Origin of the sequence: Candidatus Chlorohelix sp., from assembly GCF_037138995.1 — a bacterium.
GTDB lineage: Bacteria > Chloroflexota > Chloroflexia > Chloroheliales > Chloroheliaceae > Chlorohelix.
In genome coordinates this window covers 38,387-51,537 of sequence record NZ_JBAXHI010000017.1, presented here as the reverse complement: position 1 = coordinate 51,537, position 13,151 = coordinate 38,387, and the positions used below count along the sequence as shown (strand labels likewise).

The 13,151-nt window shown below is 44.1% G+C and carries 11 protein-coding genes; 9 read left to right on the top strand and 2 right to left on the bottom strand.

Annotated elements, in window-relative coordinates; all coding sequences use genetic code 11:
* Positions 1–92: 92 nt before the first annotated feature.
* The 5 genes from WCK19_RS09755 to WCK19_RS09735 all read left to right on the top strand — a co-directional run bounded on the left by WCK19_RS09755 (position 93) and on the right by WCK19_RS09735 (position 4,489).
* Entirely contained in the window at positions 93–959 is an 867-nt protein-coding gene (locus tag WCK19_RS09755) for a biotin/lipoate A/B protein ligase family protein (RefSeq protein WP_342397183.1), read from the top strand.
* 63 nt (positions 960–1,022) lie between these two features.
* The gene (locus WCK19_RS09750) at positions 1,023–1,784 is read left to right on the top strand and encodes a hypothetical protein (RefSeq protein WP_342397182.1); all 762 of its coding nucleotides are present in this window, start codon (positions 1,023–1,025) and stop codon (positions 1,782–1,784) included.
* 47 nt (positions 1,785–1,831) lie between these two features.
* Positions 1,832–2,908, top strand: coding sequence for a Xaa-Pro peptidase family protein (locus WCK19_RS09745; protein WP_342397181.1), 1,077 nt, complete (start codon positions 1,832–1,834; stop codon positions 2,906–2,908).
* 41 nt (positions 2,909–2,949) lie between these two features.
* Positions 2,950–3,708, top strand: a complete 759-nt coding sequence (locus WCK19_RS09740; protein ID WP_342397180.1) for a hypothetical protein — start codon at positions 2,950–2,952, stop codon at positions 3,706–3,708.
* 4 nt (positions 3,709–3,712) lie between these two features.
* A complete protein-coding gene (locus tag WCK19_RS09735; protein ID WP_342397179.1) occupies positions 3,713–4,489 on the top strand; it encodes a DUF4231 domain-containing protein in 777 nt (258 codons plus the stop codon).
* A gap of 18 nt (positions 4,490–4,507) precedes the next feature.
* Here the strand turns inward: WCK19_RS09735 and WCK19_RS09730 are convergent, their stop codons facing one another.
* Positions 4,508–6,541 (bottom strand): hypothetical protein, encoded by a 2,034-nt coding sequence (locus WCK19_RS09730; RefSeq protein WP_342397178.1) that lies wholly within the window; start codon positions 6,539–6,541, stop codon positions 4,508–4,510.
* A gap of 127 nt (positions 6,542–6,668) precedes the next feature.
* The gene (locus tag WCK19_RS09725) at positions 6,669–9,332 is read right to left on the bottom strand and encodes a hypothetical protein (RefSeq protein WP_342397177.1); all 2,664 of its coding nucleotides are present in this window, start codon (positions 9,330–9,332) and stop codon (positions 6,669–6,671) included.
* Between the two features lie 202 nt (positions 9,333–9,534).
* Between WCK19_RS09725 and WCK19_RS09720 the strand changes: the two genes are divergently transcribed.
* The 4 genes from WCK19_RS09720 (at position 9,535) to WCK19_RS09705 (ending at position 13,140) form a co-directional block, all read left to right on the top strand.
* Positions 9,535–9,879, top strand: a complete 345-nt coding sequence (locus WCK19_RS09720; protein ID WP_342397176.1) for a rhodanese-like domain-containing protein — start codon at positions 9,535–9,537, stop codon at positions 9,877–9,879.
* Between the two features lie 32 nt (positions 9,880–9,911).
* Positions 9,912–11,012: a hypothetical protein gene (locus WCK19_RS09715; RefSeq protein ID WP_342397175.1), complete on the top strand. Its 1,101-nt coding sequence runs from the start codon at positions 9,912–9,914 to the stop codon at positions 11,010–11,012.
* Between the two features lie 121 nt (positions 11,013–11,133).
* Positions 11,134–11,895: a hypothetical protein gene (locus tag WCK19_RS09710; protein WP_342397174.1), complete on the top strand. Its 762-nt coding sequence runs from the start codon at positions 11,134–11,136 to the stop codon at positions 11,893–11,895.
* Positions 11,896–12,054: 159 nt separating this feature from the next.
* A complete protein-coding gene (locus WCK19_RS09705; protein WP_342397173.1) occupies positions 12,055–13,140 on the top strand; it encodes an Mrp/NBP35 family ATP-binding protein in 1,086 nt (361 codons plus the stop codon).
* Positions 13,141–13,151: the final 11 nt, after the last annotated feature.

Genomic DNA, 13,151 nt, shown 5'->3' with positions numbered 1-13,151 from the left:
GTAAGCTACATTCCTAAATAATAATATAATATAGTAGCATGAGTTACACTTTATTGCATACAAATTTGGGAAATATTACTATAATTAAACCTATGTGTAACAAAAATAATTGGAGACTTATCAGAAGCGGGCATAACTCTGGCGCGTGGAATATGGCGTTGGATGAGGCTTTGCTCGAAAGCTATCTTGCCCAACATTTGAATAATGAGAAACCGTTGCCGATTATCAGGTTTTATAGCTGGCAACCAGCTTGTCTCACGTTGGGCTACGCTCAACGCGCCGAGCGTGAGGTGGATTTTGATGGTTGCAAAAACCTTTCGGTTGATTGGGTCAGAAGACCAACGGGAGGACGCGCAATTCTACATGAAAGCAGCGAGTTAACCTATAGCGTAATCGCAGCCGGAGATGAACCCGAAATCTTAGGCGGAATTCTTGAGTCATATCGTCGGATTAGCGCTGCTTTATTAGTAGGGTTGAAAAATCTAGGGATTGAAGCCAGCCTTGCCGGAAAAGAAAATGCTAAAGTAGTTGCCAATACCGCCGCTTGTTTTGACGCGCCAAGCGCCTATGAGGTGACCTATCAGGGGCGAAAAGTAATCGGCAGCGCACAAGCCCGCCGTGGCAATGTTATGCTACAGCAAGGCACAATATTGGTTTCAGTTGATATGGAAAGGCTCTTTACTGCCTTGAAGCCTCCTCCTAGATTAAATAGAGCAGAAGCAATAGAACAGGTTGGCGCAAGATTGTGTAGCATCAGCCAGATATTAGGTTATGAAATTGCTTTTGAGGAAATCGAAAGGACATTTATAAGCGGGTTTGCGGAAGGGTTGGGGGTAAATCTGCTGGAAGATACAGTTACCCCATCTGAAAATGAGCTTGCTGCAAGGCTGCTAACCGAGAAATACAACAATCTAACTTGGAATATGACCCGTCAACGACCTGCGCCCATTTTTCATTAATCATACCTTTACTTATCTAGCGTTGACGCTTCAACGACCTGATGTTAACATGCTATAAAAGTAATGTATATACAAATTCGCTCATTAGAAAGTTATAACACCACTGCTATGGATAATTCAACCGAAAAGCGGCAAACACAAGTTAATTCTAAAATTGGAAGCGAAGAGCAGAATCGGTTAAAACCCCCCTCAGGTTCAAAACAAAGCTCTCCACCTGCACCACCCGTTTTACGCTATATAATGCTAGGCTTACTTGCCTTAAGTGTAGGAGCGGGTAGTATTTTTGCATTTGTCCACCAAAATTCTGCAAATCCATCAAATGTGGCTTCTACCAGTCAAAGTTGTACCGACCCGGTAGAAGAAAACCGTTTGAGACAAGCGCTTCGTCAGAACCCTAATGATTTTGTTAATCAGATGGATTGGGGTACTTATAATCAAGATTGCAAATTGGATTATGCCGCCGCAATATCGGCTTTTGAACTATCGGTTACTATTGCTAATACTTCTACCGACAAGGTTTCTGCCGATGATCGCCACGTAGCCTATATCAGTCTCGGCACCGCTTACCTCCAAACCCAGAGACTAAAACAAGCCGAACAAGCTTTTCGTAGTGTTCTGAGTGATGATGGAAATAATGTGTCGGCATTGATATGGTTGGGTACAACTCTATATCTTAATGACCCACCACAGGCGGCAGTGGCATATCTGGAAAAGGTATTAACCCTCTCGCCTAATACTGAAGCTTCTAAATTGGCGCAGACTATGATTGATGATATTAAACAGGGTAAAGTTCGTGCTAAGCCGAGTCCAACTGTGACCAAATAATAGCTTCATTTAGACTTTTTTGGTAGTACGAATATAAAAGGTGAAATATGACCAGCGAACGTTTAAGTCGGGTACGTGAGTATCTGTCACAAAATAATGGTAATTTTGAGGCTGCCTTTGTAACTAAGCCGGAAAATCGGGCATATCTGAGCGGGTTTACCGGCAGTTACGGCTTCTTGCTAATTACTGCTACAGAAGCAATATTATTTACCGACGGGCGTTATACCGAACAGGCAACTGCTCAAGCGCAAGGCTGGAATGTAATCCGTATTCAACGCCCTTATGAAGAAAATGTAGCGGTTGAAATCAAACGGCTAGGAATTGAACGTATGGGGTTTGAGGCAGAACATTTAACCTTTGCGGAATACAAAAACTGGACTGATATATTACCCGGCATTAATTGGATACCAACTATCGGTGATATTTCCAAATTGCGGCGTTGCAAAGACCCGCAAGAGGTGGCGTTAATTAAAAGGGCGGTGGCAATTGCCGATGATGCTTTTGAGCATATTCTAGGCTTTATCAAGCCGGGTATAACCGAACGTGATGTGGCTATCGAACTGGAATTTACAATGCGCCGATTGGGTGCAGAGCGCAACGCCTTTGACACAATCGTAGCAAGTGGTTGGCGTAGCTCTCTACCGCATGGTCGTGCCAGCGAGAAGGCTATTCAGAAGGGCGAATTTGTCACTATTGATTTTGGAGCGCATTTTCAGGGCTATAATTCGGATATTACCCGTACTGTCTTTGTTGGTGAACCCGACTCGCGCCAGCGTGAAATTTACAATCTGGTGCTTTCGGCACAATTGGCAGGAGTTGAAGCGGTAAAACCGGGCGCAATATGCAAAGAGGTGGATGGTGTTTCGCGCCGGATATTCGAGAAAGCCGGAGAACTGGATTATTTCTTGCACAGCCTCGGTCATAGTCTAGGTCGGGAAGTACATGAAGCGCCTTTCCTGTCCATGCTAGATACTACGCCCCTCGAACCGGGAATGATAGTAACGGTTGAGCCGGGATTGTATTATAGCAATTGGGGCGGCGTTAGAATCGAAGATGATTTGCTGGTTACAGCAACGGGCGCAGATGTATTGCCGCGCTCTCCCAAAGAATTAATTTGCCTGTAACCGCAATTCTTGGCTTTATTTCGCTATGGAGTGTACTATATATGCGCTCGCACAAATACGATATGCCTAAAGTTTTCCCTATTTCTTTTGAGAATAAATCTGGCGCATTAGCAATTCAAGCTACCCATTTAGAAAATCTGAAAGACTATTTGCGCTTTCTAGGTTTGAATAAAACCGCGCCTGTCATTGTTCTGGTGGGAGGGGCAGGCAAGATGGAGCCTGCACAGTACGAAACCCAAAAGCGTTTTTTTTCAGAGGCGCTGGTGGAACTGGCTGAGCGATTAGGGGCAGTGGTAATTGATGGTGCTACCGATGCGGGCGTAATACGATTAATGGGAAATGCCAGAGCAGAACGAAACGCCTCATTTCCGTTGCTCGGAGTAGTCCCTGAAAAACTTGCTTATATTCCCGGCACAATACGTCCAGAATACACCACAGACCTTGAGCAAAACCACACTCATTTTTTGCTGATTCCCGGTTCAAATTGGGGTGACGAAATCCCATGGATGTCACAAGCGGCTATACAAATTTCTGCGAAGTTTCCAAGCCTCACAATTCTGATTAATGGCGGAGAGGTTGCTTATCGCGATGTAGCGCAAAGTGTAGAATCTGGGCGACATGTGGCAGTGGTACAAGGCAGTGGACGAACCGCCGATGTACTTGCTAGAACAATCGACGGAGAGCAATTGGAAGAAAGGGCAACAAAATTAGTGCAGAGTGGCTTGCTATTCAAGGTGAATTTATACGACAATAGGGATGTGGTTCTCCGGCGATTATTAAGTCATTATAAGCAGGAGTAATAAAATGGCAGAGAAAAAACCAAAAAATACAAGGTCAAGCGCTGAGAAACTCCTAGAACTTATCGAACAGTTAGAACTGACTCCCTTGCATAAAAATATTTTACGAGACCGTTGGCTTGACCAAGTTAATTATATGAGCCGGGAAGCAAGAAATACTAAGAAACGCTATAACGATTTCAGAATTTTCATCATAATCGGTAGCGCAATTGTTGCTACTCTCGTTAGCTTGAATACACAGGCGAGTGTATTTCCAGAGTGGGCTAAATATGTGCTAACTATTGTTACCGTTACTATTAGTTTAATGGTAACAATCGCCAGCGGCATTGACCAGTTCTTCAAATTTGGGGATAACTGGAGACATAATCGTCGTTTTTCTGAATTGCTTAAAATAGAGGGTTGGGAATTTGTTAGTCTTATCGGACCCTATTCAAAATTTAAAGACCACGATAGCGCTTTTCCGAAATTTTCTGAAAATGTGGAAGCTATCTTGCGTGCTGATGTAGATGAATTTGCGAAGCAAGGAGCCACCGATAAGAATGACCCCGCGCCAGTACCTACAGACGAAGTGCCGACAGAGGTTATTATTCAGCCGCCGCTACCGAAGTCTGTGCCGATTGTTTTTCCGGGTTCACAAAATGTTGTAGTGCCTAAAGTTATTCCGCCAGTTACTGTAGCTCCCAAAGTTATACAGCCTGTAGCCGCTCCTAGGGTTGCAAGCCCAACTCCTGTGCCACAAACGCCGCGTGTTATACCACCTGTAAACAACACAGAGGGGAAATAAATAGCAAACTAAAAGCAGTTAAGGTTTGGTTTTTTGAAATAGCTGTACAAATTCATTTTGCCAGATAATTTCGGAAGGGTAAAAACCGTAAGTTTGCGACGAAACCCAACGATAGATAAAGGCGTAATCATAAACGGTATTTGAAGTCGCCTGTTGTACCTGTTGCAAATCACTATAAATGCTGCGGTATGGCGTGTAAAATTTCACTCCAGATGGGTTGCCTAACAAACCCGGCAACGCATGTAAAGCTAGGTTTTTAGCCTTTGGGTCTTCCGGCAATAGCACCTTAGCTCCGGGTGGCAGTAGTATTGCCGCTCCTATGTAGCGTCCGCTCGGTTTCAAACGAACTAGCATTTGTTCGTTAAAGTCTTTCACCACTTCCAACCTGCCGTTTGCTCCATAAAAAGCGGGTAAGGCTTTTTTTGCCGCTTCAGTTAGCGCTGCTTTATGGATTACCGCAAATTTAACGCCCAAACCCTCTAGCATATCTATACTGCCGTCAGCGGGGAAATCGTTTAACTCATTTAGCATACGGCTATAGCCAGTGGGTAAAATATTGGCGCTGCCGTTGAGTAGGGGACGTTTAAGTTCTAACCCATAAACGAGGTAATCAGGGCGCGTGTTGACAGAATTAGAACCGCTCAAGGGAAGGTCAACCATCAAGGCATCAAGCGGAACTATCAAATTAGCCTCCGGCGCATTCGCAAACCATTTATATAGTTCAGGCGCATTTTCGTTCAAGCCAACTGTTATGGGAGGGCGTGAAAAGGGCCAACCGGGTGCAAAAAAATCTACTGTCACAAGCGATATTGCTATAAGCCCTACCAAAACGGGCGCAACTACTTTACTATTCCACTTTAATCGTTGTAAAGCGGCAACTCCATATCCGGCGCACACTGCCAAGCCTAACATCAGCAACTGAGCAAATCGGAAAGGCACACGCAATGAATCAAAGCCCGGCACTATCTGGTATAGCCAACTGTATGGTAGCGTAATATCGGTAGGATTTTGCCCATAGTTATCAAGGTTCAAAGCAGGTCCAAATGTAAGTAGCAAACCAGCCAACGCTACCAGCGCAAAAGCCCATCGTGCGCCGCCTTGCTTTCTTGCTAAGGCTAAGCCCAAAACTGCTAACGCTAACACCGACAAGCCCGGATACATTGCGCGTTCGGCGCTGGTTTGAAGGTTAAAAATGCCGCGCTCTATAGAGCGGTATTGCCAGCTTTGCGGATTGGTTTGTAAAAGACTCTGTGGGGCTGCGCTCCAATAGCGTGCTTCTTGCAAACTGCGTTTAAACTCATATTTCTGCTGGTTTTCCAGAAAGGGCAACACGAAAGGCAACACTGCCGCCAGAATAACAACGGCAATTCCAGCCAGCGATAGCAATTGAACAGCCAGTTTCTTATACTCAGGTGCGGCTTTTTTAGAATGGCTTCGCGCTATTTTAGCCAACAAATACCCAACTAGACCACTCTTAAAGCCAAAGTGATATAACAGGTAAATACTGAACATTATTGCTGCAAAAAAAGCCAGATAACCTGCCACCAAGATTTGCAGCCAGAAAAAGAGGGCGAATAAGCTAAGGTTGACAAAAGCTCGTCGGCTAAACGGGGATTTTTCAAGATAAAGCAGCAAGAAATAGAGGGCAAATATCATCCATTGCTGAGAAGTTATGCCAACATGTGCATAATGCGACATATGCCATGGAGAGAAAGCGTAAATCAAGCCTGCTACCAAACCGGCAGCTTTACTTCCGGTTAGCTTTACTACCACCAACCACATTGAAAACCCGCTCAAAACATAGGCTGCCAGAATCAAAAAATTAAACGCTAGTATCGGATTATTGGTTAGCCAAACCAACGGCGCAACCAATAGCGCGTTTCCGGTCAATAATTCATCCAAAGCAATGGCATTTGCCGCTGGATACAGCGCGTTAGTTTGATATAAATTGAGGGGATTATGCAAAAGATTGTTGGCAATAGCGCTGATGCGGTAGGTTGAATCTGCCGGGTCGCCGAGGTCAAAAAGAGTATTGGTAAGGTTGGTTGGCAATGGAAACAACTGAATGCAAGAAGTCACCAGAAAAAAACAAAATGAAAGCCAATTTGAATATCTTTTCAAAAAACGCTGCAACTTAGTTTTATCCAGTGTAGGTTCAATTGATGGGCTTAACCCAATCTCAGACCGCTTTTCTTCTTTGCTTTCTCTCAACTTCGCCCTGTTCCCTTTTCAATAGCTTTGGCTTTAGCCCTTTTCTACGGTAGGAGGCTAAAATAAGTGACGCTACCAAAATCAAAAAAGTTAAAATGCTTATCAAATTTCCGGCAACTCTTATCGCAGAATCTTGAAGCTTGATAGTAATTCGGTTTGTACCGTTTGGTATGTCCAGCGTTACCAGCGAGGTTTTGGCAGTTGGCTGTAACACATATTCACGCCCTTGCTCATCCACTGCTTTCCACCAATTATCATACCAGAAAAGCGGTATCGTTACGTTTGCAGGGGTTGAGGAAACCGCAGTCAAAAGGTAAGTATCGGAAGATTTAGACTCCCATTTAAGATTCTCATTTTGCCCGGTTACACGCTTATCATTAAAAGTCGGTTCAATATAGCGCGTCACGGCATTTATATCTACCAACTTGGAGGGTAGGTACATAATATCGCCCTTGTTTACCTGTTCGGTCAAAGCTTTCAGGCTGATAGAGCCATCAAAGGTAGGCGACCAATAGGCTACATTGAAATTATTAAAACAGCCATATGCCATCAAAGCTATAATAATAATCCCGCCCATACTTCGTGCAATTAGAGCTTGCCTTTTCTCTTGCTTATCGGCTAATTGTCGTGTAACTAACGCTGCAATGAGAGGTGAAGCGAATGCAGCAGCGGGTGATAGCAGCCGTGAAGTAAATTGAACTGAGCTAAAAAGTTGAAAGCTATCCCAGAAAAAAGAAGAGGAGGGCAACTGGAAGAAAAATGTTATCGCCAATAGCCCCAGTAAAATTCCCGCATTAAAACGCACTATTTTAGGAGTGCGTAAGGTTAACAAAAGAATAAAGCCACACAGCGCAAGTAAATAATGCAAAGTACCTAACAAAGCATAATTGGTCATGTTTGGAAATAGGGGTCGCCAAAGTGCCAGATTCTCAGGCAAACGGGCGTAAAAATCCCTGCCTTGTCCGGTGTAAGCCAACCCTGCTATACCTTTTTCGAGGAAAGCAGAAAGCAGAAAAAATGCGCTTAAACCAAAAGCTAATGCGCCAGCTAATACTAAATTGCCGATTAAAAGAAGAGGCTTGAATGGGTTTGCGGAAAAGCGGCATGCAAATATCAAACAAACAAGATAAATAAGCGTGAGCGGTATTGCCAATAATAATTGCGGCAAATTGCTAAGCGCAAGGGCAGCGCCAAATATGCCAGTACAAACGGCGTGACTGCGCTTCTCAGGAGATTGCACCGTTGCGCCAAGTTGCCAGAAAAACCAAGGAAACAACGCTCCGGCATAGCTATTACTTAGACCGCCGCCTTCATAAATGTATGCAATATTAAAGGGGAAATAGCCAAATGCAACCCCTGCCACTAAGGCAGCGCGTCTATCTCCAAGCAAAGAAGCAGCCCAGAAATAACTACCGAACATCCCAAAAACCAGTGTCGCATGTTGGGTAAACATTACCGCGCTATTGAAGCTCATGCCCTGTAGATGGAAAAGCTCCGGTAGGTAGCGTGCCAACGGCGGGTAAAAATTAAAAGTAGCATTACCAAGCCCCCATGAAAAACTGGAAGCCCAACGTGGGTATAGATTCCCCATTCTCATTAGTCGGTCAAGTTCATTTATCCAATAGAGATGATAATTTGGAATATCATCGCTACGGGGTAATTGCCCTTGCCACAACCCCCACGCTGTCCCTGCCGAAATACTAATTAGAAATGCGAGGTTTGGGGCATGCTGCCTGAAACCGTTTTTCCAACCTAAAACAAGAGATAGTAAACCTGCTGTTATCAGCAAAGACAAGGTGAAAGGAGCCAGCGTCATACCGTAGAAAACCAGCATGATACCGGCAATTTGCGTTAATATCAGCCATTCAGCTTTTTTATTTCCGGCAATCAGGTAAACAATCAAAGGAATCGCCACACCCCAAACAATTCCGGCTACGTTTACCGCATTCCATTCTGGCGCAATTATTCTCAATATTACCAGGCAAGCCAAACCCAAAACTGCCCCGATATATCGCCAGCGTTTCTCTTGAAAATGAGTAAATAGTAGGAAGAGCAAAAGCGGTATTAATGCGCTCCCAAACCACCATGCCAACGGAGGCAAAACCACCCCAAATCGTCCCGGCACAGGCTTTACATATACTTGACTGATAGCCAACCCTAGAGAGCGCGGGTCGCCTTTGGGCTGGAAAAGCTCTGCTGTAATATAAAGTTTGTTTGCGGTAAGGTTTAATGCCGGAGCCGCGCCCGAAGTTTCAAAGGTCAGGCGACCATTTTTATCGGGTGGGTAACTGGCTTTTTCCGCCGAAAATGAAAATGATTCTCCTGCACCGTTGGTAGAAATTTCAGAAAGTGGGCTGGAGTTATCCGGGCGAGGGGCAACCCCTACAACTCCGATTCTGCTGGGAAAGCCTACATCCGGGATTCTTAATTGAGCAGCGCTATCAATAGTCCAGCGAAAAGCGAAAAAATCGTTTTTTTCACGCTCACCAAACCCGCTGCGAATATTCCAGTTATCGTCTTGAGAACCTATCTCAACCTTATAGGTGAAGGGCAATTGGTGAAAAATGAACAGCAGAAACAGACTTGAAAGAAATATTATTACGCTTTGTTGGAATAATCCCGGACGTTTCAACCTAAGCTCCTGTCGAAAATGGCTTATCTGTTTGGCAGATTATACCAGACTACTCCATACCGATAAAATTGATAAAATATTGTTCAGCGGTGATAGACAATATGGAAGAATATTTGTATAGTTGATTACCTTTTAGATGTAAAATATCTGACAGCATAACGTGGATATTAAAATTATTGGGGAAAAGGAGTTCTAGCCAGACATGAGTAATCTTCATGAAACCTTCAAAAAATCATATTCCGATATATTACCAAATCAGGCTGCACAACTCATTAAAGAGTCTAATCCATTGATAGTGGATGTAAGAGAACCTAATGAATATGCGGATGGGCATATAAAAGATAGCGTATTAATCCCACTGGGTCAGCTTGAGATTCGCATCGCCGAACTTGGCGCAAAAGAACGCGAAATTCTTCTTGTTTGCCAAAGCGGTGGTCGGAGCGGTTACGCTGCCGGTATGTTATCGGCGCAAGGTTTTACCCATTTATCAAATCTTGTCGGCGGTATTATGGCATGGGTACGCGAAGGGCTACCACTTTATAAATAGAATTTGTTGCAGGATTTGAAAGCAGGTTCATAATGGGGGCATTGCCACCACTATATGCAAAATGGCTCAAGGAAATAATTACCGATGAAATAGAAGGTGAAAAACCTACTACCTGTGATAATTGTGCAATGTGTTCGGGAAGTAGCAGAGCCCAAGCTAAAGAAACAATCGGCTTCTACAACCCGCTAACCAAATGCTGTACCTATTTACCCGAATTGCCCAATTTTCTAGTTGGGCGAATCTTGCTTGACTCCGCTCCTCCAGCCGACTTCGGCAAGCAAGGAGTGGAAGCCCGTATCGAAGCAAAAGAAGCCATAACCCCGTTTGGTGTAGGCAAACCCGATAAATACACAAAACAGTATAGAGATAACCCGAAAGATTTCGGGCAGAACCTTGAAATGCGCTGCCCCCATTACATTGTAGAGGGTGGTTTGTGTGGTTTATGGACTAACCGGAACTCGGTTTGTACCACTTGGTTCTGCAAGCACCAACGCGGTCAGGTAGCGCGTGAGTTCTGGAAAGCTATGCACGAGTTCTTAAATGTAATCGAGACAACCGTTGTACACTGGTGTGTATTGCAACTTGACCCCGGTATCGAGTCGTTGGCTTATCTTTTTCCGCTTTCCTATGATAGTTTTTTACCACCCAGAAACACAATCGAACCGGAAGTGTATCAACAAGCATGGGGTACATGGTTAGGGCGCGAAAAAGAATTTTATATTGAATGTGCGCGACTGGTTGAAACCCTGAGTTGGCAACAAATAGCGGAAGCCGGTGGAGTAAAACTTGAAGCTTATCGCCGCTTGCTGGAAGCCGCTAATTTAAAACGCAACACTAAAACCTTACCGATTGCACTTTACAAAGCGAAATTCAAAGTAATAGAGCAACTAGAAGCCTCTATTATAGTTAGCGGTTATAGTCCCCTCGACCCGATTAATATGCCTGTTGCTTTATACGATACATTAGATTATTTTGACGGCAAACCGATTGAAAAAACGCTGGAACAAATAAAGCACGAAAAAAATCTCAAGCTCAATGAGGGTCTGGTACAAAAATTATTGGACTTTGGGATTCTGACAGAGAAAGACCCTGAGAAAGATACCCCCTACAACTCCTCATTTGGAGAGCTTTAAGCCTGCAATAATGCAAGCAAGCCAATAATTTGTAGAGGGTTTACCTCACTATCACGGTGATAGTGATGGAAATGACATGTGGACTTATGAAAAAACGGGTATAGCACTGAACAGGATGATTATGAACATCAAGCGATTTAAAGCGGCGGGATTGAATTGTGTTGAAGTATCGCCATTATTTGAGCGAGCAGATATGCCTATCGTGGTGATTTTGCATGGATGGGGCGAATGGGGCGAAACTTATTCTCTATATACCCCCTTGATTAATAGCCTTGAATATCGTTTTGTATTTCCATGCGCCCCGTTTAAAGTTCCCGGCGCGTTATTTAGCTGGTTCAACCTTAAATACGATGGGTTCTTTCTCTCAAATTTGGCGACACAAGTTGCTAATGCTCGTCCCTATGTCAATGCTTTGCTGGATGAACTCAAAGTGCGTTATAACTTACCCGCAAATCGTATAGCGCTGGGCGGTTTTAGTGTTGGTGCGATGGCAGCTTTAGATGCTGGTATTCGTTACCCGGATAAATTGGCAGGGCTTTTTTCTCTGAGCGGTTTTATGGTAGCCGATACCTCGTTCGACTCATCCAATATTCTGAATCTCGATAATTATTATGCAAATGACCGAGGCACGTTAGGAAAAGACCTTCGGGATTTTGCAGATAGCAACACGCCCACGTTGATTGCACATGGTATTTATGATTTTATGATACCGCCTCAAGCGGGACGTGCCGTATATAAACAGCTAAAAGCTGCCGGTATTCCGACCCAACTTTATGAATTTATCGGAAGTCACCAGTTTACCATTGATGAGTTTGTAACGCTGAATTATTTTCTGAAAAATGCTTTTAATGCTGCCCTACCGCAAGAAATCCCGGTAAAATAAAGCCGCGCATTCCTGATTTAGATTTCGTATAATGTTTTAGTAATTTTATTAATTAGGAAGCGTTTGCTACATTTTGCCTTTACAAAAATGCTATAATTCTCAGTATGCTTGTAAAAGCTATTAAAATAGATAACCTATATAGAGGAGAATATATAATAGATGCCTACTATAAATGAAGAAATTGTGCTAAAAGCGCTTAGTACCGTCCAAGAGCCTGAATTGGGCGGTGATTTGGTGAGCCGGAAGATGATACGTAACCTCAAAATCGAGGGGAACAATATCACCTTTACCATTATGCTTACCACCCCTGCTTGCCCTTTGAAGGGTGTTATGGAAAAACAAAGTACCGATGCCATTCGTAGTATGGTTCCCGGAGCAGGCGCTATAAAGATAAACTTTGACGCAGATGTTCGGATGGGTCGCCAGAACCCCAATGGTCAACAGGAACAGTTGTTGCCTAATGTCAAGAATATTATTGCAATATCGAGTGGTAAGGGTGGCGTTGGTAAATCTACGGTGAGCGTAAACCTTGCCGTTGCTTTGGCTCAGGATGGCGCGAGAGTCGGTTTGCTTGATGCCGACATCTACGGACCTAATATTCCCATGATGATGGGTAGCAGCGAAAAGCCAAAACAAGTTTCAGCTGATAAAATCGGCGCAATTGAAGCGTATGGCGTAAAAATGATGTCAATCGGCTTTCTTGTACCACCGGGCAGCAGTATGATTTGGCGCGGACCAATGGTTCACGGTGCTTTGCAACAATTAATGCGTGATGTGGAATGGGGTACGCTTGATTATTTTATCGTGGATATGCCGCCCGGAACCGGAGATGCCCAATTGACTATGACCCAATCGGTGCAACTGAGCGGTGCAGTAATTGTCAGCACTCCTCAAGACGTAGCGTTGGGTGATGCAGTGCGTGGAATTGCGATGTTCCAGCAAATGCACGTGCCAATTCTGGGTATTGTTGAAAATATGAGCTATTTCAACTGTCCTCATTGTGGTATGCGTACCGAGATTTTTGATCACGGCAAGGCTGAAATAGAGTCGAAAAAACGCAACATCCCATTTTTGGGTAACATCCCGCTTGATACCGGTATTCGAATCGGTGGCGATAACGGTGTTCCGATAGTAGTTTCTGAGCCTGATTCAGCAGTAGCGCAAGCCTTCAAGAACGCAGCGCGACAAATGGCAGCCCGTATTTCGGTATTGGCAACTCGCACCTTGCCTGTTATCAAGGGCTAATTCTAAACGCT